29 protein-coding genes and 3 pseudogenes are annotated in these 24030 nt (G+C 69.9%); 14 read left to right on the top strand and 18 right to left on the bottom strand.

Annotated features, from left to right (window positions below):
• Window positions 1-87 precede the first annotated feature (87 nt).
• The gene (locus H8R17_RS02230; protein ID WP_187821373.1) at window positions 88-552 is read left to right on the top strand and encodes a hypothetical protein; all 465 of its coding nucleotides are present in this window, start codon (window positions 88-90) and stop codon (window positions 550-552) included.
• A 77-nt stretch (window positions 553-629) separates the two neighbouring features.
• Window positions 630-2255: a multicopper oxidase family protein gene (locus H8R17_RS02235; RefSeq protein ID WP_187821374.1), complete on the top strand. Its 1626-nt coding sequence runs from the start codon at window positions 630-632 to the stop codon at window positions 2253-2255.
• A gap of 83 nt (window positions 2256-2338) precedes the next feature.
• On the opposite strand, the gene H8R17_RS02240 is transcribed toward H8R17_RS02235, so the two are convergent.
• The 9 genes from H8R17_RS02240 to H8R17_RS02280 form a co-directional block, all read right to left on the bottom strand.
• Complete coding sequence (locus H8R17_RS02240; RefSeq protein WP_187821375.1) at window positions 2339-2998, bottom strand: class I SAM-dependent methyltransferase; 660 nt, start codon at window positions 2996-2998, stop codon at window positions 2339-2341.
• An 87-nt stretch (window positions 2999-3085) separates the two neighbouring features.
• On the bottom strand, window positions 3086-3988 hold the full coding sequence (locus H8R17_RS02245) for a M56 family metallopeptidase (protein ID WP_187821376.1): 903 nt from the start codon (window positions 3986-3988) through the stop codon (window positions 3086-3088).
• Window positions 3985-4335 carry a BlaI/MecI/CopY family transcriptional regulator gene (locus tag H8R17_RS02250; RefSeq protein ID WP_316959282.1) on the bottom strand — a complete coding sequence of 117 codons (351 nt, stop codon included), beginning with the start codon at window positions 4333-4335 and terminating at the stop codon, window positions 3985-3987. Before H8R17_RS02250 ends, H8R17_RS02245 begins: the two co-directional genes overlap by 4 nt.
• Before the next feature lie 120 nt (window positions 4336-4455).
• A complete protein-coding gene (locus H8R17_RS02255; protein ID WP_187821377.1) occupies window positions 4456-6000 on the bottom strand; it encodes a SulP family inorganic anion transporter in 1545 nt (514 codons plus the stop codon).
• Window positions 5997-6593, bottom strand: a complete 597-nt coding sequence (locus tag H8R17_RS02260; protein ID WP_187821378.1) for a carbonic anhydrase — start codon at window positions 6591-6593, stop codon at window positions 5997-5999. Before H8R17_RS02260 ends, H8R17_RS02255 begins: the two co-directional genes overlap by 4 nt.
• Window positions 6594-6762: 169 nt before the next feature.
• The gene (locus H8R17_RS02265) at window positions 6763-7140 is read right to left on the bottom strand and encodes a hypothetical protein (protein WP_187821379.1); all 378 of its coding nucleotides are present in this window, start codon (window positions 7138-7140) and stop codon (window positions 6763-6765) included.
• A gap of 115 nt (window positions 7141-7255) precedes the next feature.
• Window positions 7256-7510 (bottom strand): hypothetical protein, encoded by a 255-nt coding sequence (locus H8R17_RS02270; protein ID WP_187821380.1) that lies wholly within the window; start codon window positions 7508-7510, stop codon window positions 7256-7258.
• Between the two features lie 96 nt (window positions 7511-7606).
• Window positions 7607-8197 (bottom strand): hypothetical protein, encoded by a 591-nt coding sequence (locus H8R17_RS02275; RefSeq protein WP_187821381.1) that lies wholly within the window; start codon window positions 8195-8197, stop codon window positions 7607-7609.
• 339 nt (window positions 8198-8536) lie between these two features.
• On the bottom strand, window positions 8537-8950 hold the full coding sequence (locus H8R17_RS02280) for a hypothetical protein (RefSeq protein ID WP_187821382.1): 414 nt from the start codon (window positions 8948-8950) through the stop codon (window positions 8537-8539).
• Between the two features lie 230 nt (window positions 8951-9180).
• Between H8R17_RS02280 and H8R17_RS02285 the strand changes: the two genes are divergently transcribed.
• Together H8R17_RS02285 and H8R17_RS02290 are read left to right on the top strand one after the other, a co-directional pair.
• Window positions 9181-9813 carry a class I SAM-dependent methyltransferase gene (locus tag H8R17_RS02285; RefSeq protein ID WP_187821383.1) on the top strand — a complete coding sequence of 211 codons (633 nt, stop codon included), beginning with the start codon at window positions 9181-9183 and terminating at the stop codon, window positions 9811-9813.
• 4 nt (window positions 9814-9817) lie between these two features.
• On the top strand, window positions 9818-10474 hold the full coding sequence (locus H8R17_RS02290; protein WP_187821384.1) for a DUF2218 domain-containing protein: 657 nt from the start codon (window positions 9818-9820) through the stop codon (window positions 10472-10474).
• 296 nt (window positions 10475-10770) lie between these two features.
• On the opposite strand, the gene trxB is transcribed toward H8R17_RS02290, so the two are convergent.
• Both trxB and H8R17_RS02300 read right to left on the bottom strand, forming a co-directional pair.
• The gene (gene trxB, locus H8R17_RS02295) at window positions 10771-11754 is read right to left on the bottom strand and encodes a thioredoxin-disulfide reductase (protein WP_187821494.1); all 984 of its coding nucleotides are present in this window, start codon (window positions 11752-11754) and stop codon (window positions 10771-10773) included.
• 5 nt (window positions 11755-11759) lie between these two features.
• The gene (locus tag H8R17_RS02300; RefSeq protein ID WP_223124533.1) at window positions 11760-12203 is read right to left on the bottom strand and encodes an arsenate reductase ArsC; all 444 of its coding nucleotides are present in this window, start codon (window positions 12201-12203) and stop codon (window positions 11760-11762) included.
• On the opposite strand from H8R17_RS02300, the pseudogene H8R17_RS02305 reads away from it, so the two are divergent.
• The 3 genes and pseudogenes from H8R17_RS02305 to H8R17_RS02315 all read left to right on the top strand — a co-directional run.
• Window positions 12162-12746 (top strand): annotated as a pseudogene (locus H8R17_RS02305) (arsenic resistance protein); the annotation flags it as partial. The gene H8R17_RS02300 and the pseudogene H8R17_RS02305 sit on opposite strands and share 42 nt — an antisense overlap.
• Entirely contained in the window at window positions 12746-12997 is a 252-nt protein-coding gene (locus H8R17_RS02310; protein ID WP_187821385.1) for a DUF2180 family protein, read from the top strand. The pseudogene H8R17_RS02305 and the gene H8R17_RS02310, both read left to right, overlap by 1 nt.
• The gene (locus H8R17_RS02315) at window positions 12997-14055 is read left to right on the top strand and encodes an ArsO family NAD(P)H-dependent flavin-containing monooxygenase (RefSeq protein ID WP_187821386.1); all 1059 of its coding nucleotides are present in this window, start codon (window positions 12997-12999) and stop codon (window positions 14053-14055) included. The genes H8R17_RS02310 and H8R17_RS02315 overlap by 1 nt, the downstream gene beginning before the upstream one ends.
• 94 nt (window positions 14056-14149) lie before the next feature.
• On the opposite strand, the gene H8R17_RS45555 is transcribed toward H8R17_RS02315, so the two are convergent.
• On the bottom strand, window positions 14150-14296 hold the full coding sequence (locus H8R17_RS45555) for a hypothetical protein (RefSeq protein WP_223124534.1): 147 nt from the start codon (window positions 14294-14296) through the stop codon (window positions 14150-14152).
• 95 nt (window positions 14297-14391) lie between these two features.
• On the opposite strand from H8R17_RS45555, the gene H8R17_RS02320 reads away from it, so the two are divergent.
• Window positions 14392-14805 carry a heavy metal-responsive transcriptional regulator gene (locus H8R17_RS02320; RefSeq protein ID WP_187821387.1) on the top strand — a complete coding sequence of 138 codons (414 nt, stop codon included), beginning with the start codon at window positions 14392-14394 and terminating at the stop codon, window positions 14803-14805.
• 215 nt (window positions 14806-15020) lie between these two features.
• Window positions 15021-15359, top strand: a complete 339-nt coding sequence (locus tag H8R17_RS02325; RefSeq protein ID WP_316959283.1) for an STAS domain-containing protein — start codon at window positions 15021-15023, stop codon at window positions 15357-15359.
• A gap of 50 nt (window positions 15360-15409) precedes the next feature.
• Here H8R17_RS02325 and H8R17_RS46225 read toward each other — a convergent pair.
• Window positions 15410-15511: pseudogene (locus tag H8R17_RS46225) on the bottom strand (transcriptional regulator); the annotation flags it as partial.
• Window positions 15512-15743: 232 nt separating this feature from the next.
• Here H8R17_RS46225 and H8R17_RS02330 point away from each other — a divergent pair.
• The 3 genes and pseudogenes from H8R17_RS02330 (at window position 15744) to htpX (ending at window position 17701) form a co-directional block, all read left to right on the top strand.
• Window positions 15744-16518: pseudogene (locus H8R17_RS02330) on the top strand (PspA/IM30 family protein).
• A complete protein-coding gene (locus H8R17_RS02335; RefSeq protein ID WP_187821388.1) occupies window positions 16515-16793 on the top strand; it encodes a PspA-associated protein PspAA in 279 nt (92 codons plus the stop codon). The pseudogene H8R17_RS02330 and the gene H8R17_RS02335 overlap by 4 nt, the downstream one beginning before the upstream one ends.
• 5 nt (window positions 16794-16798) lie before the next feature.
• Complete coding sequence (htpX, locus tag H8R17_RS02340; protein ID WP_187821389.1) at window positions 16799-17701, top strand: zinc metalloprotease HtpX; 903 nt, start codon at window positions 16799-16801, stop codon at window positions 17699-17701.
• Window positions 17702-18117: 416 nt separating this feature from the next.
• Here the strand turns inward: htpX and H8R17_RS02345 are convergent, their stop codons facing one another.
• The gene (locus tag H8R17_RS02345; RefSeq protein ID WP_187821390.1) at window positions 18118-18333 is read right to left on the bottom strand and encodes a heavy-metal-associated domain-containing protein; all 216 of its coding nucleotides are present in this window, start codon (window positions 18331-18333) and stop codon (window positions 18118-18120) included.
• Window positions 18330-18749: a nuclear transport factor 2 family protein gene (locus H8R17_RS02350; RefSeq protein ID WP_187821391.1), complete on the bottom strand. Its 420-nt coding sequence runs from the start codon at window positions 18747-18749 to the stop codon at window positions 18330-18332. The genes H8R17_RS02345 and H8R17_RS02350 overlap by 4 nt, the downstream gene beginning before the upstream one ends.
• Before the next feature lie 88 nt (window positions 18750-18837).
• On the opposite strand from H8R17_RS02350, the gene H8R17_RS02355 reads away from it, so the two are divergent.
• Window positions 18838-19452, top strand: a complete 615-nt coding sequence (locus H8R17_RS02355; RefSeq protein ID WP_187821392.1) for a TetR/AcrR family transcriptional regulator — start codon at window positions 18838-18840, stop codon at window positions 19450-19452.
• Window positions 19453-19578: 126 nt separating this feature from the next.
• Here H8R17_RS02355 and H8R17_RS02360 read toward each other — a convergent pair whose 3' ends face one another.
• Genes H8R17_RS02360 through murJ form a run of 3 tightly spaced genes read right to left on the bottom strand, consistent with a single transcriptional unit; the run spans window position 19579 to window position 22704 of the window.
• Window positions 19579-20448 (bottom strand): hypothetical protein, encoded by an 870-nt coding sequence (locus H8R17_RS02360; RefSeq protein ID WP_187821393.1) that lies wholly within the window; start codon window positions 20446-20448, stop codon window positions 19579-19581.
• Window positions 20441-21016 carry a SigE family RNA polymerase sigma factor gene (locus tag H8R17_RS02365; RefSeq protein WP_187821394.1) on the bottom strand — a complete coding sequence of 192 codons (576 nt, stop codon included), beginning with the start codon at window positions 21014-21016 and terminating at the stop codon, window positions 20441-20443. The genes H8R17_RS02360 and H8R17_RS02365 overlap by 8 nt, the downstream gene beginning before the upstream one ends.
• The gene (murJ, locus tag H8R17_RS02370) at window positions 21013-22704 is read right to left on the bottom strand and encodes a murein biosynthesis integral membrane protein MurJ (protein WP_187821395.1); all 1692 of its coding nucleotides are present in this window, start codon (window positions 22702-22704) and stop codon (window positions 21013-21015) included. Before murJ ends, H8R17_RS02365 begins: the two co-directional genes overlap by 4 nt.
• 143 nt (window positions 22705-22847) lie before the next feature.
• Here murJ and H8R17_RS02375 point away from each other — a divergent pair, with 143 nt between their 5' ends.
• Entirely contained in the window at window positions 22848-24017 is a 1170-nt protein-coding gene (locus H8R17_RS02375) for a lipid II:glycine glycyltransferase FemX (RefSeq protein ID WP_187821396.1), read from the top strand.
• The last annotated feature ends 13 nt before the right edge of the window (window positions 24018-24030 follow it).

A 24030-nucleotide genomic window follows, 5' to 3' on the forward strand; every position in this document is an offset into this window, starting at 1 on the left:
CAGGTGGTGAGGCCGTAAGGTGTTCCAGTACCCCCTGGGGGTAGTATGCGACTCCGGCGATCAGTCAGCACGGCACAGGTGGAACTCATGGCGATACGGACAGCTCACAGCGGCGGCGGCACAGCCGTCCGCTGGGCGTACGGGGTGTTCCTCACCCTGTCCGTCGCGCTGGCCGTGCTCGTACACCACGAGACGCCCATGACATCCGTGATGTCCATGGCGACCGCGTCGCCCACCTCGGTCTCTGCTCGCATACCGGCTCCCGCCCACGCCGCTCATGCCATGGCGGACCCGGCCCATGTGATGGCGGGCGAGGCAACACCCTCCGCCTCGGAATCGTCCGCGCACGGCGTTGACTCCGGCACTTGTGCCATGCCCGGCATGCAGCACTGCACCACGACGAGCGTCGGTTCCGTACAACTGGCCGCGCCAGGCCAGAGCACGTTCGACCCGCCCGCAGACCTGGAGCGTGCCGCGGAAGGCCGTGTCCCCGCCAGCGCGGTCGGCCGTGCCCCGCCCGATCTGTCCGTCCTCTCGCAACTGCGCATATAGGAGCCGCGCCGGACGGCGCGCGATGTGCCGTCCCTCCGCGACCACATCGGCAGTTTCGAACCAGAGGACACAACACAATGAACAGCATCAACCGCCGCTCCGTCCTGCTCGCCGGGCTGGGAGCCGCAGGCGCCGGAGCACTCGCCGCCTGCACCAATGCGAGTGGCTCCGGCAGCGGCACCGCCCTGATCAACCCCGACGCCTCGGCGGTCGCCGCCACCGAGAAGAAGCGCAAGAGCACTGGACGCCAGCAGAAGGTCACCCTGACGGCCGCACCGGCCAGGATCGACCTGGGCGGCGGCGTCATGCCCAAGACCTGGGCCTTCGACGGCCGAACCCCGGGCAAGGAGGTCCGGCTCTCCGTCGGCGACACCCTGGTCGCCGAGCTGTCGAACCAGCTCCCGAACAAGACCACCACGTCCATCCACTGGCACGGCATCGCCCTGCGCAACGACATGGACGGCGTGCCGCCCACCACCCAGACCGCCGTCCGGGCCGGCTCCACGTTCACCTACAAGTTCGTCGCCGACGCCCCGGGCACGTACTTCTTCCACCCGCACGTCGGCGTCCAGCTCGACCGCGGCCTGTACGCCCCGCTGATCGTCGAGGACCCCAAGGAGACCCTCGCGTACGACGACGAGTGGGTCGTCCTCCTCGACGACTGGGTCGACGGCGTGACCGGCACCCCTGACGAGGTCTTCGCCGAGCTCAGGCAGGGCATGGGCGGCATGGACATGGGGGACGGCAGCAGCCCCAGCTCCAGCGGCATGGAGGGCCACGACATGGGGGACATGGGCGGCATGGACATGGGCGGGGACTCGGCGTCCCCCTCGGCCTCCGCCTCCTCGTCCGGCGGCATGTCGATGAAGTTCATGCTCATGGGCGCCGAGAGCGACCTGCTCGGCGGCGACGCCGGCGACGTGAAGTACCCGCACCACCTGATCAACGGCCGGGTGGCGACCGACCCGGACGTCTACACCGGCAAGCCCGGCAAGAAGGTCCGGCTGCGGATCATCAACGCGGGCGGGGACACCGCCTACCGGGTCGCCCTCGGCGGCCACAAGCTGACCATCACCCACACCGACGGCTTCCCGGTCCAGCACCAGGAGGTGGACGCCCTGCTGGTCGGCATGGGCGAGCGCTACGACGTCCTCGTCACCCTCGGCGACGGCGTCTTCCCGCTGGTCGCCGTGGCCGAGGGCAAAGACGCCAACGGCTTCGCGCTGGTGCGCACGGGCTCGGGGAGCGCCCCGAAGCCGACCGTCCGCCCGAAGGAACTCAACGGCATGATCATGACGGCCTCCCAGCTGCGCGCCGCAGACGGCGTGCGGTTCGAGACTGCCAAGACCGACGTGACGCACCAGCTCAAGCTGACCGGCGGGATGGAGAAGTACAACTGGGCCATCAACGGCAAGCCCTTCGACATGGCCGACCCCGAGGCGAACCCGATCATGATCGAGGAGGGCCAGCGCGTACGGCTCGACTTCGTCAACGACACCGACATGTGGCACCCGATGCACCTGCACGGCCACACATACCAGCTCGGCACCTCCGGCCCCCGCAAGGACACCGCGATCGTGCTGCCCAAGAAGAAGCTGTCCGTCTTCTTCGACGCCGACAACCCGGGCCAGTGGATGCTGCACTGCCACAACGCCTACCACGGCGAGGCCGGGATGATGGCGAACGTGGCCTATCCGGCCTGACGTTCACCTGGCACCGTCCGGGCGGGCCCATCGGCTGGCGGTGGGCGCGTCCGGACGTGGCGCGCGGGTGCCGTCTCAGCTTTTCAACTCTCCGGCTTGCGCGCGACGCCGATGACGCACGGAGAGCTGGGCGTCGTACGGCCGTTGACGAGGAAGTCGAAGTGCCGAGCGTGCTCGATGGTGAAACCGGCTTCCTCGATGGCCCGTTCGGGATCCTGGTCGAGGTTGCAGCCGCCTGCCAGCAGTGGCCACACGAGGTTGATCCTGCGCTGCTTCCTGGCGAACCGGGGATCGGCCGAGCGGATGTGCTCGTAGAAGTACAGCCGCCCACCGGGCCGCAGGACCCGCGCCGCTTCGGCCAGCGCCGCGGGCACGTCGGCGATGCTGCACAGGACGAGCGATGCGACGACCCCGTCAACGGAGCCGTCCGGCACCGGCAGTTCCTCCGCGCGGCCCTCGCGTACGTCGACCGGCGCGGACGACTCGGCCGCCGCCCCCGTCGCCAGCTTGCGCAGCCGCGGTTCGGGCTCAACGGCGATGACCTTCTCCACCTTCGCTGGGTAGTGGGCGAAGTTGGCGCCGGTTCCCGCGCCCACCTCGACGACGCAGCCCTCGGTGTCCGCGAGGAGTTCCCTGCGGTGATCGAGGCCGCCGTGGGCCTCTGCGAAGGCGTTGATCCTCGGGTAGAGCCGTGCGAAGAACGGGTGCTTGATCTTCGGGCGCCTGGCTGCGGCCATGGGCATGACGGCACCTCCTTGTCGGTGAGTGACGTCGCCACGCTACTACGTTGGCGTAGTAGATACTATCTTTGCGTAGTAGATGAGGGGGCTTCAGGCGGGTATACAGGTCAACGGTGTCGCGGCGATCAGCGCGGCGGAGCCTGCCAGCGCCCAGACATAGGCGGCGATCCCGGCGACGGAGGCGGCCACCCGCCATCGGGCCGGTGGCGCAAGGCGCGGTGGGTGTCCAGCTTCGAGCTGGGTGATCCGCGCGTCGAGCAGCTCCGGGGTCCCCATGGCGCTGGCGGGTACGGCGAGTGCCCAGCCGGGCATGCCGGACACCTTGAGCAGCGCCCCGGCGACCGCGGGCGTACCGCAGTGGGCGACCGCCCTGCGATCGGCGGTGAGTTCGCGGTCGGCGACGAAGACGGCCCGCAGGTGACTCAGCAGGGGAAGGGCGAAGTGGCGTGTGGCCAGGACACCGGTGATCAACGCCCTGAGCGGGTCACGGCCACGTACGTGCTCGGCCTCGTGGGCCAGGACCGCATCGATTTCGCGCCGGGTGGCGGCCGTCGCAAGGCCGCTGCTGACCGCAACATGGGGGCGGAACAGGCCATAGGTGAACGCGAACGGAGCCTTGGAGACGACCACCGTGACACGGTCGGCCAGGCCTGCACGTTCGGCCGCGTGCCTGACCTCGGGAGTGTCTGTGGCGGTGCCGTCGTCATGAGCTCGGGCTCGCACCTCCTGGCCCAGGATTCGTGTGGCGCGCAGCCCCTTCCAGAGGTGGACGGCAGATCGTACGCCGCCGCTGACCGAAAGAGTCAGGAGAACTGTGCCCGCCCAGACGCCGCCGGACAGCAGAACACCTGTGCCGCGATGGCCGACCTGCCAGGCGAGAGCCATGGTCAGGCAGCACGCGACGTAGACCACCACGGCACGGATGACCACGGATACGGCGACCAGCGTCCAGAAGGCGCGGTCGCCGCGGTCGAGTGCTGCCGCGCCGATCACGGCGACTCGTCCAGCAGGCGTCGCAGCCGGTCACGGAGGCCGGGATCGAGGGCGGCCTCGGCGGCGAAGTGCGCGACCGCGGCGTCCCCGTGAGCGCGCAGCACCTCGCGTACGGCGAGGGCTGCCTCGTCCGGCACGGCGGGACTGTACGCGTAACCGCGTCCCTGCGCTGTGCGGTCGAGGACGTCTTTCTCCGCGAGCCGGCTCATCACCGTCATGACGGTCGTGTACGCGAGGGGCGGGGTGCGGCCCCTGTTCAGCTCGTCCAGTACCTGGCGGACGGTGACCGGGTGTTCCGCACCCCAGCACACTCGCATGACCTCGCCCTCAAGTGCTCCCAGGACCACCGCCGCCACCCTTTCAGGACCGTTCCTACTATGCGAGCGTAGTACGCCTGGCCTGGGGCGAGGTCCTGGTGTGCGGAAGCTGCTGCGGTACCGGCCCGGTACCGCAGCAGCTTGGGTTCGTCACACGGCCGACGTGACCTTCACGGGCTCGGTGCCCTCCGAGCTGTGCCGTGCCGCCCAGTTCTCCAGAGCGGTGCGGCAGGCGTGGTCGAGGTGGTGCACTCCGGACAGGTTGACCTCGACGGGGCGGTTCTGGGGCAGCGCCTCCAGACTGTCGAGGATCTTCGGCAGCCGCAGGAAGGTGGCGTTGCCCATCAGGTGTGCCTGGATGGGGCCGGCGCCCTTGTCGATGATCTCCAGCCGGACGTGTGAGGCATCCCACGCCGTCTTGACCACGGCGAGCGCGAGGCCGATGAGTACGCCTTCGAACATGCTGACCGCGACGATCGACACCGCCGTGACGACGAGGATCAGTGCCTCACCGCGGTGTTCCCGCCACAGGGCCTTCACCTCCTTGGCCGGGATCAGCTTGAAGCCCGAGTGGACGAGGATGCCGGCGAGCGCCGGAATCGGGATGACCCCGAGCGCGGCCGGAAGGAGCGCCGCGAACAGCAGCAGCCATACGCCGTGCAGGACCCGGGATGCCTTCGTGCGGGCACCCGCCTGGACGTTCGCCGCACTGCGCACGATGACGGCGGTCATCGGCAGCGCGCCGAGCAGCCCGCAGATGGTGTTGCCCGCGCCCTGCGCCATCAGCTCCTTGTCGTACTGAGTGCGCGGCCCGTCGTGCAGTCGGTCCACCGCGGCCGCGCTGAACAGGCTCTCGGCGGAGGCGATCAGCGTGAAGGCGAGAACGGTGCTGAGCACCCCGACGTCCACCAGGTCCCCGAAGGCGCTTGGGGTCGGTGGCTGTATCGCGCCGAGCAGTCCCTGCACCTCCACCTTGGCCACCGGCAGGCCGAGGAATACCGAAGCGGCCGTGGCGAGTCCCACGGCGGCGAGCGGCGCCGGCACCACCTGGATCGCCTTCGGCAGCTTCTTCCACAGCGCAAGTACGGCGATGGTGCCCGCACCGAGGCCGAGCGCGGCCCGCGCACCGGGCGACCCGACTGCGTCGGCGAACATCTCCGGCAGCCCGGCGATCTTGGCCAGGCCCTCGGCCGGCGCCTTGGTCCCGGCCATGGAGTACAGCTGGCCCGCGATCAGCACCAACCCGATCCCGGCCAGCATGCCCTCGACGACGGCGACCGAGATGGCCCGGAAGTAGCGCCCGAACTTCAGGGCGCCCATGAGGAGTTGGAGTACGCCGGTGGCGAGCACGATGACGCCGAGTACAGGCAGCCCGTACTCGCGTACGGCTTCGAAGACGAGCACGGTCAGACCGGCAGCCGGACCCGAGACCTGCAGGCTGCTGCCGGGCAGTAGTCCGGTGACGAGGCCGCCCACGATGCCGGTGACGAGGCCGAGTTCGGCCGGGACGCCGGAGGCGACGGCGACGCCCACGCACAGCGGCAGGGCGACGAGGAAGACTACGAGTGACGCGGCGAAGTCCTGCCGGAAAGTCGCTCCGGAAGTACCCGCGTCCTTGCGGCGGCGGCCGTGCCCCCGGCTGCCCGTGGGCGTCGTACGGGCTGCTGTCCGGGCGCCCTTCCTGTGGGCGCTCACAGCGCGACGAAGGTGTCGGCGTGCGGCCGGTGGGCCAGCACGGTGCCGGTGTGGATCTCGTAGAACCAGGCGTGCAGGCGTAGTTCGCCCGCCTCCAGCCGCGGCCCGATGCACGGGTACGAGCGCAGCCTGAGAATCTGCGCCAGTACGTGGGACTGCACTGCGTCCGCGACGGTGGGGTCGTCCGGTGCTGTCGCGTCTCCCGGCCGAGGTGCGGCGTGGGCGAGCCAGTCGCGGACGGCGGGTACGGCGGTCAGGTCCTCTCCGCGTACGAGCGCGCCGACCGCGCCGCAGTGCGAGTGGCCGCAGACGACCACGTCGTTGACGCCGAGTACCTCCACCGCGTACTCGATGGTGGCGGCCTCACTGGTCGGCCGCGCGGGGGTGTACGGGGGCACGATGTTGCCCGCGGTGCGGAGTTCGAAGAGCTCGCCCGGGCGGGCCCCGGTGATCAGGGACGGTATGACCCGCGAGTCGGAGCAGGTGATGAACAGGGCCTGTGGGGCCTGGCCTTCGGCGAGGCGGGCGAACTCTTCGGGCCGTGCCGCGGTCTGTTGCCGGAACGAGCGGGCGTTGTCGATGAAGGGCTGCATGTGAGATGCCTCCTGGGCGCGCCATGAGGGCGCGTCGGTTCGTCAGGTGCGGTATGTCACTGCGGCGGGCAAGCGGAACTGCCTCGGAACGCGTCGGAGCGTGCGAGGGTGCGGGGCGGCTGGGAGTGCGGCTTCAGCCGTCCGGTATGGCACTTGCCCGTGGGCCGGATCAGCAGCGGAAGACCTGAATCGCCGCCGGTGAGAGGTCTGAGGCCGGTCTCTGCCGGCGGTGCGCGTTTGTGTTCGGCGGCGGGGCCGACGGCGCCGCGACCGCGTTGGTGTCCGTGGTCTGGGTGCTGCGGGAAGGGCCGTCCGGGGTGCGCTCGTCGGCCCGCTGGCGATCGCGGGTCAGGGAGTGCTCGGACATCTCCTCAGGGGAGGAGTGCGTGGCATCACAGACCTCATAGGCCATGGCCTCGCCCCGGGACGTCGTCGTCTCCTGCTTGTGGACGGCCGTGATGGGCGCCGTATGCGTGAAGAGCTGAAATGCCAGCAATGCGGCGGCGAGGGCCGCGAACAAGGCCCATACCCGCTTGCCTCGTGACACTTGCGTTCAGCTCCTGGTCGTAAGTCGGTCCGTGCAGCATGGGCTGCGCAGCGGAGACCTACACAGCGCTCCGCTAAGTTCATTAGTACATTAACCGTAGTCGGCGTCCGAGTCGTTACGGCGAGATGTCACCCTCATGGGGATCGGTTTCAGGGGTGGACCCCACCGGCTCTTCTCGCCTGCGCTGCCGCCGCTCCCTCCATATCAGCTCCGCTGTCAGGATCACTGCAAGAGCCGCGACCAGCGCCATCGCGAGAATGCTGATGGTGGAGACCCCTGACAGGAACCCGTCTTCCTCCTTGACATCCGAAGCGATGTGAAGGGTGCTGGTGATGCTGTTCAGGGTGTAGGCGTCGCTGTATCCGGTCATGTCCCCCTCCGGTCCCCCGCTATTGGGGGTGTGCGACGCCTACGTTACCCGAATCAAGCTAAGGCTCTTAGTAGATGCTGCTGTCCGGCCCGCGTGTCAGTGGCCGTGTCCGTCTTCCGTGTGGCCGGCCTCGGCGTCGGTTGACGCGCTCGTCTCCGGTGCTGCGGATTCGGTGTCGGCAGCCGGGGACTCCTCCGTGGTGGCGTGCTCGTCGGACGTCTCCGTGCCCTCCCCGTGGCTGTGTCCGCTCTCTCCGGACGACTCGCCCAGACCGTCCGCCACTGCCCGCAGGCCGAAGAAGCTGACGGTTGCGGTGAGGAGGACGGCCAGCCCCATGGGGCCGAAGATGCGGCGCCAGGAGGAGTGGGCGTCCTTGAGCACGAAGGCGATGAAGGAGACCGTTATCCCCAGGGGGACGAGCACGGCACCCCGGTCCGGGAAGTCCTCGAAGTGCTGCAGGCCGCCGCTGAGCATGCCGATGCCGAACGAGAGCAGCAGTGAAGCCCCGATGACGAGGATCGCGCGCCGCAGCGCGGGCCGGTCGGTGGCGAGAAGAAACTCGTTGACCACTGTCGCGGCCAGGAACACTAGGACACCGATGACGGCGATTTTCGTGTACCGGGCCGGATCCAGCGGGTGGTGGACCACGGCGCCGCTGATGAGGCCCGCCCCGACGAAGTACAGCACGTATCCGACGTAACGGCCCGCGAGCGGTGCGGGCTTGCGGGCGCGCCGCCGTCCACGAGCGCGGCGGGCGGCCGCTCGGCCGCCCTCAGGGTGCTGGTGGGGTGCGGAGGGGGCGGGGCGATCGGTGACTAGGGACAAGGCGGGGCCTTTCGGCGACTCGTAGTTCAGGGAGTTCGGGAAGGAGGTGATTGCAGGCAGAAGCGCCACGGCAGCGCTCAGCCGCGGTCGAGGGGGCACGTGTGCGTCGCTGCTTGGCTGGGTCAGGACGTGCGAAGCCCTGCACGGAGCTGGAACGTGCGCTCGTGAACAGCAGTCAGGACGGGGTGTGCCCCCGTCTGTCTAAATGCGCAATACGGATGTTGCGGTCACGGAATCGGTGACCAGGTCCGCGATGCCGGTCCTCATGCCGGAGTGCGGCAACAGACGGCAGGGTGCGGTCACTTCGAGTGGCGAAGTGCCGGGCGGAGGCACATCGAGGGCCTCGTTCGGCTGGTTCGGGGCGCAGTTGTGCGCGGAGTCCACGAACTCGCCGTCCTCGTGCTGGCGGTGCTCGTCGTCGGCCGGAGACTCCGGTTCATCCACGGGAAGTGATGCGGTGACGCCCGCTGCGAGGTGCCCGGCGGCACTCTCTCCATGCAGTCCATGGGTGAACAGCAGGCTGAACAGCAACATTGCGAGCCACAGCGGACGGGACAGCTGCGGAGCCCGTGTACGGGCTCGCGGCGTGGCTGCGGCCGTCCGTTCCGTGAGCACGGCGTGATCATAGCGAGTCCGGACGACGCTGTGCCGTCGACTTCAAGGTCGCCTGCGCACTTGTGCCGCCGTCTCCCGGTACCTGGCTTCGGTGCTCTTGGAGTCATACGTCGCGCCGCTAATGGAGACGTTTTGAATTGACAGAGACAAAGTGTCTCGATAAAGCTGGTTGTCGTCATGAGGTCCGGGCGGCGATCCGGAGCGCCCGACGCGACGGGAAGGACACCGGCATGGCTGGCTCACTCCATTACTCCCACCACCCCCACCCTGGCTCCGGGGAACCGCCGGAGCCCGACGATCTGTACGCCGAGCCGCCGCCCTGGGACATCGGCCGCCCGCAACCGGCATTCCTTGCCCTCGCCGAGGCGGGTGCCATCCGGGGCCGGGTACTGGACGCCGGTTGCGGGACCGGCGAGCACGTGCTCATGTGTGCCGCGCTCGGCCTGGACGCCACCGGCATCGACCTCGCCTCCCGGGCCCTGCGCACCGCGGAGGGGAAGGCTCACGAGCGGGGCCGCACGGCGCGGTTCCTGCGCTGGGACGCCCTGAAGCTGGTCGACCTGCACGAAACCTTCGGCACCGTGCTCGACTGCGGCCTCTTCCACATCTTCGGCAGCGACGACCGCGCCGCCTACGTCGACAGCCTGCGGGCCGCGATCCGGCCGGGCGGCCGCTACTTCATGCTGTGCTTCAGCGACCGGCAGCCCGGCGAGTGGGGACGGGTACACAAGCTCGCGCGAGCCGAGATCGAGGCCTCGTTCGCCGAAGGATGGCGCATCGACTCCATCGAGCCCAGCACGATCGACATCACCACCGACCCGGACGGCATCCGGGCCTGGCTCGTCGCCCTCACCAGGACCTGAACCCGTGAGCGGCCCGGAAGGGAACGCCATGCTGACTGCGGAAGCCCGCGTCGAGACCGAACGCGCGAGCCGCTACCTCGACCAACTCTGCCGACACGCCCAGCAGATGCAACGACACCCCCACTATCGGCAGGGCGCTCAGGGCAGCACAGACACGCACAGGCCCCCCGTGGTGCATCACATCGAACGGACCGATACCGATGGGACCGTCCGCCTGAGCCTGGGCCAGTGGACCTTGCGGGCCACCACGGACGCGCTGGTGATGCGCGTCGAGGCCGCCACCGAGGAAGATCTGCAACGGATGCGAGATCTCATCGCCGCACGCGTCGAAAAGATCGGCAGGCGCGACCACCTGACAGTGGCCTGGCGACAGCCGCCGGAAGCGCCCAGCGCTCTTCCCGGTGCAGGCGACCAGGCAGACGCCCCGCACCCGAAGGAGCACGGTCACGCCAGCGGCACGACCCGCCGGTGGACCGTCAGGGCGGTCATCGGAGCCGTGGCGCTGCTGGCCGTCGCGCATCTGGTGCTGGGCGGCTCCTTGCTGGCGGCTTCGCGGTGGCTGGGCTGGGGCGCCGGCGCCGTCATCGTGGCGGTCGTCCTCGTGAAGGTCATCGGGATGGGCGGTTTTGCCGCCCACCACCGCCGCAGGCGCACCCGGTGACGCGGACGCGGGCCGTCGCCTGCCCGCGAGAAACGAGCAGAGAAGCACCTATAAGCGCTTTCGACGTTCCCGGTCAGGTCCAGTGTCTCTACCTGTCTCAGCTCGTTGACGGGGAGCACGTAGAACGGGAGCTGGGCTGTAGGCGAGCAAGGCGTGCCCGTTCGGGCCCGACGGTCCGCGGCGTCCGTGTCTCGTGGCGGCAACTGTCCTCAGGCGCCAGTTGGCGGTTCAAGACAGCAGTGCGGGCCGTGCGGGCCCGTCCGAAGCGTTGAACGGACCCGCCACGCTGCCCGCGCTCAGGCCAGGACGGCAGCCGCTTCCTGCTCCGCCTCAGCAGCCCTCAGGGCGGCCAGGTACCGCTCGGCGTCCAGCGCGGCCGCGCAACCGGAGCCGGCCGCGGTGATGGCCTGGCGATAGGTGTGGTCGACGACATCGCCCGCAGCGAACACGCCAGGGATGTTCGTACGCGTGGACGGGGACTGCACCTTCAGGTAGCCGTCGTCGTCCAACTCCAGCTGGCCCTTGAACAGTTCGGTGCGCGGATCGTGGCCGATGGCGATGAACAGGCCCGTTACGTCCAGGTCGCGGGTGGCGTCGGTGGAGACGTCGTGCAGAACGACCCCGGCCAGCATCCCGTTCACTTCCTTGATCTCGGCGACCTCGCTGTCGAGGGCGAAGGAGATCTTGTCGTCGGCGAACGCCCGGTCCTGCATGACCTTCGAGGCCCGCAGGGTGGAGCGGCGGTGGACAACGGTGACCGAGCGGGCGAACCGGGTGAGGAAGGTGGCTTCCTCCATGGCGGTGTCGCCGCCGCCGACCACGGCGATGTCGCGGTCACGGAAGAAGAACCCGTCGCAGGTCGCGCACCAGGACACGCCGCGGCCGGAGAGTTCGTCCTCCTTGGGCAGGCCGAGCTTGCGGTAGCCGGAGCCGGTGGCGACGATCACGGTCTTCGCGCGGTGGACGGTGCCGGCCGTGTCGGTGAGCAGCTTGATGTCGCCGGTGAGGTCGACGGCGGTGATGTCGTCGTCGATCATCTCGGCGCCGAACTTCTCGGCCTGGGCCCGCATGTTCTCCATCAGGACGGGGCCGTCGATGCCCTCGGGGAAGCCGGGGAAGTTCTCGACCTCGGTCGTGGTGGTCAGCGAGCCGCCGACGAAGATGCTGCTGCCGAACAGCACGGGCTTGAGCTGCGCGCGGGCGGCATACAGGGCGGCGGTATATCCGGCGGGGCCGGAGCCGATGACGATGACCTCGCGCACGTCGTCGGAGTCCGTCACGGTGTTCACGCCTCCCGCTTGGCGTCGATCTCGGCGATCAGGGCCTCGATACGGGTCTTGATCTCGTCGCGGATCGGGCGGACGGACTCGACGCCCTTGCCGGCTGGGTCCTCCAGGGCCCAGTCGAGGTACTTCTTGCCAGGGAAGATCGGGCAGGCGTCGCCGCAGCCCATGGTGATGACGTAGTCGGATGCCTGCACGGCCTCGGTGGTCAGAATCTTCGGCTTGGCGTCGGCGATGTCGATGCCGACCTCGGCCATCGCCTCGACGGCGGCCGGGTTGACCTGGTCGCCCGGGATGGACCCGGCGGAGCGGACCTCGATCCGGTCCCCCGCGAGGTGATTGAGGAATCCGGCGGCCATCTGAGAGCGGCCCGCGTTGTGGACGCAGACGAACAGCACGGAGGCGACCTGCTGCCGGGCTGGCTGGGCCTCGGGAATGGTGAGCAACTGGACATCTCCATGTGGGAGATCGCCCTGAACGTCGTCATCTTCCTTGGCGTCCCGCTGCTGGCCGGCTTCCTCACCCGCCGCATCGGCGAGCAGAAGCTGGGCCGCGAGAAGTATGAGTCCACCTTCCTTCCGAAGATCGGCCCGTGGGCGCTGTACGGGCTGCTCTTCACGATCGTCATCCTCTTCGCGCTGCAGGGGAAGACCATCACCTCGCAGCCGCTGGACGTGGCCCGCATCGCGCTCCCGCTGCTGGTGTACTTCGCGGTGATGTGGTTCGGCACCTTCGTCCTCGGCAAGGTGATCGGCCTCGCGTACGACCGCACGGCGACCCTCGCCTTCACCGCCGCCGGCAACAACTTCGAGCTGGCCATCGCGGTCGCCATCGCCACCTTCGGCGTCACCAGCGGCCAAGCACTGTCGGGTGTCGTCGGCCCGCTGATCGAGGTGCCGGTCCTGGTCGGGCTCGTGTACGTCTCACTGGCCTGGCGTCGCAAGTTCGGTGCCGGCCAACAGCTGACGGCAGCAGCGCAGGAGAGCTGATGCACTGTCTGGACTGCACCGGCATCGGTGCGCAGGTCGCCGCCGTCGGGGTCTGCGCCCAGTGCCAAGCCGCCGTCTGCGCCGTCCACGCCGAAATCACCGAGCAGTACCTGACTTGCACGAAACCGATCTCCCGCTCGGTGGCCACCGAGCCACCGGTACGGCGGCTGCTGTGCGGGACCTGCGCCGCGGCCCACCGCGCCCACGCGGCGTGCTGCCCGCAGACCGCGCACACCATCCGGACTTCGTGATGAGTGTCCAGCGGACGCAAGTGGTGGTCGTCGGCGGCGGCCAAGCGGGACTCGCCGCCGGCTACCACCTGTGCCGCCACGGCGAGGACTTCGTCGTCCTCGACGCGCAGTCCACGCCGGGCGGCGCCTGGCAACACACCTGGGACTCCCTGCACCTGTTCTCCCCGGCCGCATACTCCTCCCTCCCCGGCCGCCTCATGCCCGCCCAACCGGGCGAGACGTACCCGGATGCCGGGCACGTGGTGGACTACCTCGCCGACTACGAGAAACGCTACGACCTGCCCGTCCAGCACGGCGTCCAGGTGGACGCCGTACGCCGCGACGGCGACCGGCTGCTGATAGAGACCGACGCGGGCAACTGGTCGACGCAAGCGGTCATCAGTGCCACAGGCACCTGGTCGCGCCCCTTTATCCCCGCCGTCCCCGGCCGCGGCGCCTTCGACGGCCGTCAGCTGCACACCGTGGGCTACCGGAGCCCGGCCGAATTCGCCGGACAGCGCGTCATCGTGGTCGGCGGCGGCAACTCGGGCGCGCAGATCGCAGCCGACCTCGCCCGCGTCGGCGTTGAGGTGACCTGGGCGACGCAGCGCCCGCCGCGGTTTCTGGCCGACGACATCGACGGCCGCGTCCTGTTCGACGTCGCCACCGCCCGCCGCCGCGCGCTCGACGCGGGCCGCACCGACACCGGCGGCATCGCCTCGCTCGGCGACATCGTGGCCGTGCCGCCGGTGCGCGCCGCCCGCGACGCCGGACTTCTCCAGGCGCGGCCGATGTTCACCCGGCTCACCGCCACCGGCGTCGAGTGGGCCGACGGCATCAGCGCCACGGTGGACACGGTCATCTGGTGCACCGGTTTCCGACCGACCCTGGCACATCTGGCCCCGCTCGGACTGCGCGGACCACGCGGCCGCATCGCCACGGACGGTACGCGCGCCCTCGGTGAGCCGCGGCTGCATCTGCTCGGCTATGGGGATTGGACCGGCCCGGCTTCCGCCACGTTGATCGGCGTTGGCCGCCCGGCTCGGGACGCGGCCCGCGAGATCGCCACGCTCCTGTGACTCTGCGCTCGGTGAGTGCAGCGGTGTCCCAGGCTGGAGCATCCTGGCGGCCCGGCGCCGGCTGCGCTGAGCGGCCAGGATGCCGCTGACTTCCCTAGGCGGCCTTGATCATGGTCTTGCCGCAGCAGCATGTCGGGGCGTGCTGGCCGCCGCAGGTCGCAGGGGCGCCCTTGGTTACCGTCAGCTCGCACCCGCAGTTCTCATCGGGGCAGCGATACACCTCGCCCTCACGGAACGGCATCGCGCTCACCTCCCTGTTTACGTGTTCCGGTTCTCGCGAGCGACGCTAGAACCTGGCCCCAGGGGCAAGGTCAACACTGGACGGGAGGAGGGAGCATGGCGATGGCGATGCCAGGGATGACCATCGGGCAGACGGCGCAGGCGGCCGGGCTCACGCGCAAGGCCGTCCGGATCTATGAGGCCAAGGGGTTGCTGCCGAAGGCGGAGCGTAGCGCGGCCGGCTACCGGCTCTACAGTCCGGATGACGTCGAGCTGCTGACGTTCATCCGCAGGGCGCGCGCTCTGGGCCTGCACCTGGAAGACGTGCGTGAGGTGCTGAATATCCGCCGCGGCGGCACACCGCCGTGCGACGCCGTCCGTGACCTGCTGGACGCGCGCATCGCCGAGATCGACGCAACCGTCACAGATCTCCTGGTATTGCGCCAGACCCTGGTGGAGACCCGCCGGACCGCCGACGACCGGCCGTGCGGAGAGCCGGCCACGGTCTGTTCGATCATCGAGGACGTCTGAGCGGCCCGCCCGGACATAGCCGCGGGCCGACGGCGCTCGGTCAGTTCCGCGCCGCGCCACGGGCGACGCTCCCGGGCGCCGACGCGGAAAGAGCACGCCGCCCGGACGCTCGCTCTCGCGGCTGTCGCGCCGATCCTCCGGGACCGGCGCGCAGACGTGGTCGTTGAGAGAATGGGATGCAGATGCGCACACTGCTCGCCGCTGAGGAGGTCGCCGTGGCAGACGAACGCCCCGCGCGGCAGCAGACCGGGACGGTGAGGATCGCCGAGACCGACGGGCAGCGCGCCGTCCTGGCCTTCTCGGGTGTCCTGGACGCGCACGTGCTGCGCGAGCTGGAGGAACGACTCCTCGACCAGCGCCTGCGGCAGGCAGGCGTCTGGGTGCTGGAGATGAGCGACCTCGAACGGCTGGACCTCGCGTGCGCCTACGCCTTGCTCCGCGCGGTGACGAGTGCCCCGGAGCCGACCGCCCTCACCGTCCGCGGCGCTCGCCGCAACGTGCAGCGGACCCTGCGGCATGCCGGCATCGATGCGGTGGCGACGATCGAGGAGTAGCCGACGACCACCCAGGCACGCGAGGATCCCCGGCGTGAAGGGCAGGCTGCTCAGGCGGCCGTGGTCAGCAGCTTGCCCGTCGCAGCGAGCACCGACGGCTCGACGCGGTGGTACACCCAGGTGCCGCGCCGCTCGGAGGTGAGCAGCCCGGCCCCCGGCCGACCCTCGGTGCGGGCCGCTGGTCCCTACCCCCGCCGGGTATCGCGGAGTAAGAATGGTATCCAGACCAGGCACGGCCCGGGGCCCTCACCGACCTGTGGGGGCAGGGTCGGGCACACCTGGGCCGAGGTTGCGGTCCATGTCACCGGGCTGGAGCCTTGAAAGTGTCCGCAGATGTGGCGTGGCCTGGCTGATCCTCAGCCCCGTCGAGAGGAGACGGGCCTCATGAGCAGCATTACTCACCGCATAGCCACCCTGTTCCGGATGAAGGCGAACAAGGCCCTGGACAAGGCCGAGGACCCGCGCGAGGTCCTGGACTACTCCTACGCCCAGCAGCAGGAGATGCTGCAGAAGGTACGGCGGGGCGTGGCCGACGTGGCCACCAGCCGCAAACGCATCGAGTTGCAGATCAACCAGCTGCGGCAGTCCAGCGGCAAGCTGGAGGGGCAGGCGCAGCAGGCGCTCGCCGCCGGGCGAGGACCTCGCCCGCGAGGCCCTGACCCGGCGCACCGCGGTGGCCTCCCAGCTCACGGACCTCCAGACCCAGCAGTCCACCCTCCAGGCGGAGGAGGAGAAGCTCACCCTGGCCTCGCAACGCCTTCAGACGAAGGTGGACACCTTCCGCACCAGCAAGGAGACCATCAAGGCCCGCTACACCGCGGCCGAGGCCCAGACCCGCATCGCCGAGGCCGTCACCGGCATCGGCGAGGAGCTGGGCGATGTCGGCATGGCCATGCAGCGCGCCCAGGACAAGACCGAACAGCTGCAGGCCCGCGCCAGCGCACTGGATGAACTGCTCGCCTCCGGAGCGCTGGAGGACGCCACGCTCCCCGCCGGCCGTGACGACATCCAGGCCGAACTCGAGCGCGTCACCGCGGGCCAGGACGTGGACAGGGAACTGGCCCGGATGAAGGCCCAGCTCCCCGCCTCCGCCACCCCGCCGGCCGTGGAAGGCGGAGCCGCCGCGCAGGGCCCGCCGGACCAGGAGGCGACACCATGATCATGCGGATTCTCGGCGAGGGCCAGTACGAGATCGCCGAAGAGCACCTGGCCCGGCTCAACGAGCTGGACTCCGCCCTGCAGTCAGCCGCCGACGCGGGCGACGAGACGGCGTTCGCCGCCGCCCTGTCGGCCCTGCTCGACGGGGTGCGCACCCTCGGCACACCGCTGCCGGACGAGACGATCACCCCGTCCGAGCTGGTCCTGCCCGATGCGGACACCAGCCTCACGCAGGTGCGGGACCTCCTCTCCGACGAGGGCCTCATCCCGGGGTGATGGCGATGCGCAGCCGCTTTGCGCCGGACCGGCAACTGACGGCCCGGATGCTGGTCACGATGTTCCTGCTCGGGTTGTTGTACGTGGCGTTCATCGCCGCGCTGATCGTGCTGCTGAAGTCCGTGGTCCTGGTGGTCGTCATCGCAGCCGGGCTGCTGGGCGCGCAGTACTGGTTCTCCGACCGGATCGCCCTGTACGCCATGCGCGGCCGTCTGGTCACCCGTGAGGAAGCGCCTCAGCTGCACGGCGTCATCGACCGGCTGTGCGCCGCCGCGGACATGCCCAAGCCCCGCGTGGCCATCTCCCAGATGGACATGCCCAACGCGTTCGCCACCGGCCGCAACGCAGACCACGCGGTGGTCTGCGTGACCACCGGGCTGCAGCGCCGCCTGGAGCCCGCCGAGCTCGAAGGCGTCCTCGCCCACGAGCTGTCCCATGTCGCGCACCGCGACGTGGCGGTGATCACCATCGCCTCGTTCCTGGGTGTGATCGCGGGCCTGATCGTCCGCTTCGCCTTCTACTCCCAGCTGTTCGGCGGGCGTCAGCGCGACCAGAACACCGCTGTCGCGCTCGCTCTCGTGATGGCGGTCTCCGCCCTGGTCTACGCGATCAGCTTCCTGTTGATCCGGGCGCTGTCCCGCTATCGGGAGCTGGCCGCCGACCGGGCCGGGTCCATGCTCACCGCGCGGCCCTCCGCCCTGGCCTCGGCTCTGACCAAGGTCACCGGTGACGTGGCCCGTATCCCCACCCAGGACCTGCGCACCGCCCAGGCGTTCAACGCCTTCTTCTTCACCCCCGCGCTCGGGCCCGGCACCACGGTGGCCAAACTGTTCTCCACCCACCCCAGCCTGGAGCGGCGCCTGGAGGCGCTCGCGGAGATCTCCGCCCAACTGGGCGAGTCGTCATGACCGCCGCCCACTGCGGTGCCGGCAACCCGGTCCGGTGCGCTGTGTCGGAGCCGGTCCGGGCGGGCTACGGGGCGGGAAGGAGCTGAACAGTCATGGGTTTTCTGGATGTCCTGTTCGGGCGGAGCAAGCCGGTCAAGCCCGACCACCGGTCATTGAAGACGAGCCAGGCGTCAGGTGCTCCCTCGTCGGGCTACCAGTGCCGCAGCCCGATCGGTGAGCGTCGACTCGACGCGCCCAATCGGGCGCAGTGTGTATTCGGTCAAGATTCCTGGATCCTTTCCGGAGCAGGCATTCCGGTCGCGCTGGTCTGCCCCGCGCGTCGGCACCCATCCGGAGTTGTCGGACTGCGTGCCGTGGGCGGCATGCCGCGCAGGCATCCGAAGTGGCGTGCGGGGACAGCCGTGCCGTCGCGGATTCTATGTGTCCTCGGTCGTGAGCTCGTAGCCTGCTTCCTCGACCGCGGCGCGTATGTCCACGGTTTCCAGCTCCCTGTCGCTGGTCACCACAACCGTGCCGCTGTCGACGTCCACTGTCACGGCGGTGACGCCTGCGATGCGCTCGAGTTCCTCGGTGACCGAAGCCGCACAGTGCCCGCAGGCCATGCCCGTGACGGCGTACGTGCTCTCGCTCACGACGCCGCCTCTTCCTGCTCGCTGCTGCCGTCCACGGGAACGGTGCGGGTGGTCATATGCGCCTGACGCATCCGTCCATCGGGGGCGAACCGGCCGAAGAAGTAGACCTCGATGGCGAGGTCTTTGCCGCGCTGCGAGGAGTGCAGGGTGTAGCGGGCGGCGAGCCCGTAGCCGTCGGCGACGGCCTCGTGCACCTCCATGCGGATGGTGGGCCGGTTCTTGCGGACCGGGCGGGTGTGCGCGATGAGCTTGTCACGGTCCATCCGGTGTCCGTCGGCGATCTCGACGATGTCCGGGGTGTGATAGCGGTCGACGATCAGTGCCGCATCCTCGTCCGTCTGTAGCAAGTCCTCGGTGAAGGAGGTGAAGAAGTCGGCGATGAACTGCTTGGGGTCGGTGTTGCCGAGTGGGCGCATGTCACTCCCGCCGGTCCGGTGTCTCACGCACGATCTTTTACACGCTGTAAAATATGTGGCCTCCGATAAGTTTGGCAACATGTAAGAGATGATGTCTTCCCCCGCCCGCAACCGCCGTGCTGACGCCCGCCGCAGCAGGGCCGCCATCCTGGATGCCGCAACCCGGGTCCTCAACGCCGAACCCGACGCCAGCCTGGAGACAATCGCCAGCGCGGCGGGCGTGACCCGCCCGACTGTCTACGCCCACTTCCCCTCACGGGAGCTGCTGCTGCTGGCCGTCGTCGACCGGATCAGCGACGAGGCCGTCGCCGCCATGGACGCGTCCGATCTCGACACCGGCCCCGCCGCGGACGCCCTGATGCGCATGCTCGACGCTGGCGCACAGGTGACCGGGCGCTACCCCGTACTGCTGCAACTGATCAGCGCCCACCCCGTCAGCCCGCAAGTCGACCACGACCGGCACACACCCGTCGCCGACCGGATCAGACGGGTGATCCAACGCGGCCGACAGACCGGAGAGTTCGACGACCGACTCCCCGTCGACTGGCTGGTCGCGGCGACCATCAGGCTCGGCCATGCCGCGAGCGAGGAGCAGGACGCCGGCCGGCTGTCCGCCGCGGCCGCACAGGACGCCCTCCGTACCAGCCTGCTCCGCATACTCGATGCCACCGCACAAGCAGATTCCTCACCTCGGCCTCGGTGAACGTATCGAACTTTCCTCATCTCATGATTCCGGGCCGACCATGCGAGCGGCCTTGTCCGCAGCGCGGCGCGGGCCGGGACGGTGATGGGCAGGGGAGTTCAAGACGCAGTTACACCCCCTCCGACTTCAACAAGCTGAACTTGACAGGGAACCCGTCGACGGCGGTGAAGGAGTATGAGGCTGCGCGGAGTTCACGGTCTGTTCCAGGCAGTGCTCTGTCCGGGGATCGGCGTGTGCGTGATCGTCAGCCTGCTGAGTAGCGAGCACGAGCACGGCGACCCGGTGGTCGGACTGGACCAGCGTCACGCGCAGCGGGGCTCCCGCCCCGCTCGTCAGGACGTATTCGTAGAGCGCGGGCGCCGTCGAGCCGTGGTCCTGCGTATCGGGACTTCGGGTCTCGTGCCAGCCGCACCTGTGCAGGGCTTCGGCCAGCTGTCTTACGGCGTGCCGGGCGGCGGAGTGGTCCGCGTACGCCGCGATGCGGTGCTGTGCCGTCGCTCCGCTGGTTCCTCTGTACGTACGAACGATCTGGTCCTCGGTGCCGGTCCCGTCGAACCACTGCAGAGCGCAGTCACCCGTCCCGCCGGTGGGCAGGGGAGTGGCGGCACCGTTACCTGTGGTTGTGGTGCGCCAGTGATACCCGGCGTTCCAAGGCAGCGCGGACGGGGCCAGCAAATCCGTACGCGGGAGACCACCATCGCTGTCCGGTGAGGGCAGGATCGAGGCGGCCGAGACCAGACCGGGGTTGGTCCGCTCGGGACGGTCGGCCGACGCGCTGCCGAGCAGAGACGTCAGGCCCCACAGGCCGATGGAGAGCAGGGCGGCGCAACCCGCCGTGGTGACCGCCAGTCGGCGGCGGGTGCGGTGGCGGCGCACCCGCTCGTGCACGTCGGTGACACCCCCGCTCACGGTGATCAGAGGTTCGGCGTCGTGGGCGAAGCCGTGGAGCAGCGTGCCGAGGTCGTCCTGCGGGGGACGGCGGGTCCCGTCACTCATGGGGGAGGACCTCCTGCCGGGGTTGTGCGGCGGTCGCTGGACGGCCTGCTCCTGCTGTCGGCGTGTCCGGCGAGTCGGTGAGATGGGCGCTGAGGACGCGGCGGGCGCGCATGAGCCGTGAGCGTACCGCCGTGCTCGTCGACCCGGTCTGGCGGGCGACCTCCTCCACCGGGAGGTCGAGGAGGTGGTGCAGCACCACCGCGCGCCGCTGTTCGGGGTTGAGGTGCCGCAGCGCGGCGACGAGGGCGACGTGGTCGGGTGCGAGGCCCGGCAGATCGGGCGGCGGACCGTGCCGGAAGTGGGCGCGGACCCGGTTGCGGGTCCTGCGCCAGGAGCTGACCGCCAGGCGCAGGGCGACTGTACGCACCCACGGCGTCGGATCCCCTTCCGCGACCAGCTGCTCCCACCGCGGCCAGGCCCTGGCGTATGCCTCCTGTACCGCGTCCTCTGCCTCGCCGAGGTCGCCCGTCACGGCGTACACGACGGTGACGAGCCGCTTGACGCTCGCGGCGTAGAAGCGCTCGAAGTCCCGGCGGGTGTCCGGTGTTTGCCCCTGGCTGTCCGTCATCGCCCCCTCCTGTGACGGCCACTAGCTCCAAAACGGCGGGTCAGCGGAGCAACCAGCTCGCCGACCTCGGGGATGCGCAGCGGACGCGCCAACACCACGACCGACAGGCCGATGACGGCGGCGCCGAGCACCAGGCCCGAGGCGTCCCCCGCAAGGCCGCCGCCCAGCCGCTCCGTGAACCAGTGGCTCATCGCGTACGCCAGGGCGGCGCCCGGCAGGCACGCGACGCCGAGGCGCAGGTGCGTGCCGAGTGTCCGGTCCAGGGAACGGCCCAGCCTGCGGCGCAGCACCAGCGCGGTGCAGCACAGGCCCGCCGTACAGGCGATCGCGTACGCGGCCGCGATGCCGGTGACCGCCCAGCGCGCGGGCAGCACGACGTACGAGGCCACGGACAGCCCCGCGTTGACGCCGGCGATGACCAGGGTCAGCAGGAACGGCGTACGGGTGTCGCCGAGCGCGTAGAAGCCGCGCGAGAGCACGTACTGCGCGGAGAAAGCCGCCAGCCCGGGCGCGAACGCCGCCAGTACCCAGCCGATCGCCCGGGCATCGGCGTCGCTCACCTGCCCGTACTGATAGGCGAGACCGGCGAGTTGAGGCGCGAGCACCAGGAAGAGGAACACGGCGGGCACGATCGCCACGGCCGTCGTACGCAGGGTCCGGGACAGGCTGGCGGCCACCTGCGCCAGGTCGCCATCCGTGGCGGCCCGGCTCATCCGCGGCAGCAGCGCGGTGACCAGGGAGACGGTGATGATGCCCTGCGGCACCACCCACAGCTGATAGGCGCTGCTGTACGCGGTATAGCCGACGCCCTCCGTGACGCCCTCGGCGACGGCTCGTACCCCGGCGGAGGTGGACAGCCGGGTCACCACCCAGTACGCGACCTGGTTCACCAGGACCAGCAGCAAGGTCCACACGGCGGCCCGCGCCGGCCGCCCGAGACCCGATCCGCGCCAGTCGAACCGCGGCCGCCACCTGAACCCGGCCGCCCGCAGCGACGGCAGCAGTGCCAGCGCCTGGACGGCGATGCCCGCCGTACTGCCCAGGCCGAGCAGGAGCAGCTGGCCCTCCGTGACCTCGCCCGCCGTGCTCGCGGTACGGGCGATCGCCAGATAGAGCCCGAACACCGCGATCACGATGACGTTGTTGAGGACCGGGGTCCACATCATCGCCCCGAACCGGTCGCGGGCGTTGAGGACCTGGCCGAGCACGGTGAACACGCCGTAGAAGAGGATCTGCGGAAGGCAGTAACGGGCGAGCGCGACGGTGAGGTCGCGCTGGGCGCCGGTGTAGTCGGTGTACGCGGAGACGATCCACGGCGCGGCGAGAACGGCTGCGGTGGTGATCGCGGTCAGGGCGGCCAGGCAGAGCGTGAGCAGCCGGTCGGTGTACGCGGCCCCGCCGTCCGCGTGCTCCTTGGCGGCCCGCACCAGCTCCGGCACGAACACCGAGTTGAGCGCTCCGCCGATCAGCAGGATGTAGACGATGTTCGGCACCGTGTTGGCGACGTTGTAGGCGTCGCCGAGCAGCGCCGTACCCAGTGCGGCGACGATGACCGCGCCGCGGACGAACCCGGTGGCTCGCGACGCCAGGGAGCCCAGCATCATCACGGCGCCGCTGCGCAGCCGAGGCGTCGAACGGGACTTCTGAACCGAATCGGTGGCGGCTTCCGCCTGTTCCTGAGCCGTCACGCTCTGTGTCCTCCCCGCCGCCCGAGCAGCTCAGCGAAATTCCCCGCCACAGACCGGGGCCGCCAGGCGTGCAAGAGACAGGCGGGTCTGTCCCGCCGCCCTCCCGGCGGAGGAGTACGGAACAGATCGAGGAGACCTGCCACATGGCCGTGACAGAGGCGCAGATGTCCGAAGCCACACACACCCGCAGCTACGTGGTGCGCAGCACGACCGCCGAGCGGCACCTGGGATATCTGGACTCTCTCCCCGGACAGGCGAGCTTCCTGCAGTACCCGTCCTGGGCCGCGGTGAAGGCGGGCTGGAAGGCGGAACGGCTGGGTTGGTTCGACAGTTCGGGACGCCAGTGCGGCGCGGCACAGGTGCTGTACCGGCCATTGCCCGGAACGCGCCGGTACTTCGCCTACCTGCCGGAAGGGCCGGTGGTGGACTGGGCGGACCCGCGGCTGCCGCACCTGCTTCAGCCGCTGCTGGACCACCTCCGGTCGGCCGGCGCCTTCGCGGTGCGGATGGGGCCGCCGCTGCCGTACCGCCGCTGGAATGCCGCGACCCTCAAGGAGGCGATTGGTCCCGGTCGCCGCGTCGGCGACGTGCTGCCGGACCTCGTCGACCCGGTCGGCGCCGCCGTCGCGGACCGGCTGCGGGCGACCGGATGGCAGCGCTGCGGCGAGGAGGGGAGTTCCGGCGACGCACAGCCCCGCTACCTCTTCGAGGTGCCGCTCGCCGGCCGCACCCTCGACGACCTGTGGGCGGGGCTGAACCAGGAGTGGCGGCGCAACATAAAGAAGGCGGCGAAGGCCGACGTCGAGCCCTGCATCGGTACGGCCGACTATCTGCCGGAGTTCTACCGGCTGCTGCAGCTCACCGAGCAGCGCGACGGCTTCCGGCTCGGACGCTCGCTCGACTACTTCCAGCGCCAGTATCAGGAGCTCAACGCGGAGGAGCCCGGCCGCATGCGGCTGTACCTGGCGTGGCACGACGGGGAGGTGCTCGCCGCGCACACGCTGATCGTGGCGGGGCGCCGGGCCTGGTACCAGACGGGGGCGTCCGCGGACCACCGCCGCGAGGTGCGGCCGAGCAACGCCCTGCAGTGGCGGATGCTCCGGGACGCGCACGCGCTGGATGCCGCGGTGTACGACATGCGGGGCGTGCCCGATGTACTCGATCCGCAGGAGCGGTCGTTCGGCCTGATGCGCTGGAAGCTCGGTACGGGAGGCCAGGTAGTCGAGACGCTCGGTGAGTGGGAGCTGGCGCTTGAGGGCGCTGTCAACAAGACCCTGCACCGTGCCATGCAGAGGTATCTGGCACGGCGCTGAGGGCAGCCCCGGG

The sequence above is a fragment of the Streptomyces sp. TRM68367 genome, from assembly GCF_014495685.1.
Lineage (GTDB): Bacteria > Actinomycetota > Actinomycetes > Streptomycetales > Streptomycetaceae > Streptomyces.

Excerpts from the sequence above, each read along its gene's own strand:
- H8R17_RS02230 (WP_187821373.1), top strand. The coding sequence starts at position 88 with ATGGCGATACGGACAGCTCACAGCGGCGGCGGCACAGCCGTCCGCTGG.
- H8R17_RS02235 (WP_187821374.1), top strand. The coding sequence starts at position 630 with ATGAACAGCATCAACCGCCGCTCCGTCCTGCTCGCCGGGCTGGGAGCC.
- H8R17_RS02240 (WP_187821375.1), bottom strand. The coding sequence starts at position 2,998 with ATGCCCATGGCCGCAGCCAGGCGCCCGAAGATCAAGCACCCGTTCTTC.
- H8R17_RS02260 (WP_187821378.1), bottom strand. The coding sequence starts at position 6,593 with ATGCAGCCCTTCATCGACAACGCCCGCTCGTTCCGGCAACAGACCGCG.
- H8R17_RS02270 (WP_187821380.1), bottom strand. The coding sequence starts at position 7,510 with ATGACCGGATACAGCGACGCCTACACCCTGAACAGCATCACCAGCACC.
- H8R17_RS02285 (WP_187821383.1), top strand. The coding sequence starts at position 9,181 with ATGGCTGGCTCACTCCATTACTCCCACCACCCCCACCCTGGCTCCGGG.
- H8R17_RS02310 (WP_187821385.1), top strand. The coding sequence starts at position 12,746 with ATGCACTGTCTGGACTGCACCGGCATCGGTGCGCAGGTCGCCGCCGTC.
- H8R17_RS02315 (WP_187821386.1), top strand. The coding sequence starts at position 12,997 with ATGAGTGTCCAGCGGACGCAAGTGGTGGTCGTCGGCGGCGGCCAAGCG.
- H8R17_RS45555 (WP_223124534.1), bottom strand. The coding sequence starts at position 14,296 with ATGCCGTTCCGTGAGGGCGAGGTGTATCGCTGCCCCGATGAGAACTGC.
- H8R17_RS02320 (WP_187821387.1), top strand. The coding sequence starts at position 14,392 with ATGGCGATGGCGATGCCAGGGATGACCATCGGGCAGACGGCGCAGGCG.
- H8R17_RS02335 (WP_187821388.1), top strand. The coding sequence starts at position 16,515 with ATGATCATGCGGATTCTCGGCGAGGGCCAGTACGAGATCGCCGAAGAG.
- htpX (WP_187821389.1), top strand. The coding sequence starts at position 16,799 with ATGCGCAGCCGCTTTGCGCCGGACCGGCAACTGACGGCCCGGATGCTG.
- H8R17_RS02350 (WP_187821391.1), bottom strand. The coding sequence starts at position 18,749 with ATGCGCCCACTCGGCAACACCGACCCCAAGCAGTTCATCGCCGACTTC.
- H8R17_RS02355 (WP_187821392.1), top strand. The coding sequence starts at position 18,838 with ATGATGTCTTCCCCCGCCCGCAACCGCCGTGCTGACGCCCGCCGCAGC.
- H8R17_RS02360 (WP_187821393.1), bottom strand. The coding sequence starts at position 20,448 with ATGAGTGACGGGACCCGCCGTCCCCCGCAGGACGACCTCGGCACGCTG.
- H8R17_RS02365 (WP_187821394.1), bottom strand. The coding sequence starts at position 21,016 with ATGACGGACAGCCAGGGGCAAACACCGGACACCCGCCGGGACTTCGAG.
- H8R17_RS02375 (WP_187821396.1), top strand. The coding sequence starts at position 22,848 with ATGGCCGTGACAGAGGCGCAGATGTCCGAAGCCACACACACCCGCAGC.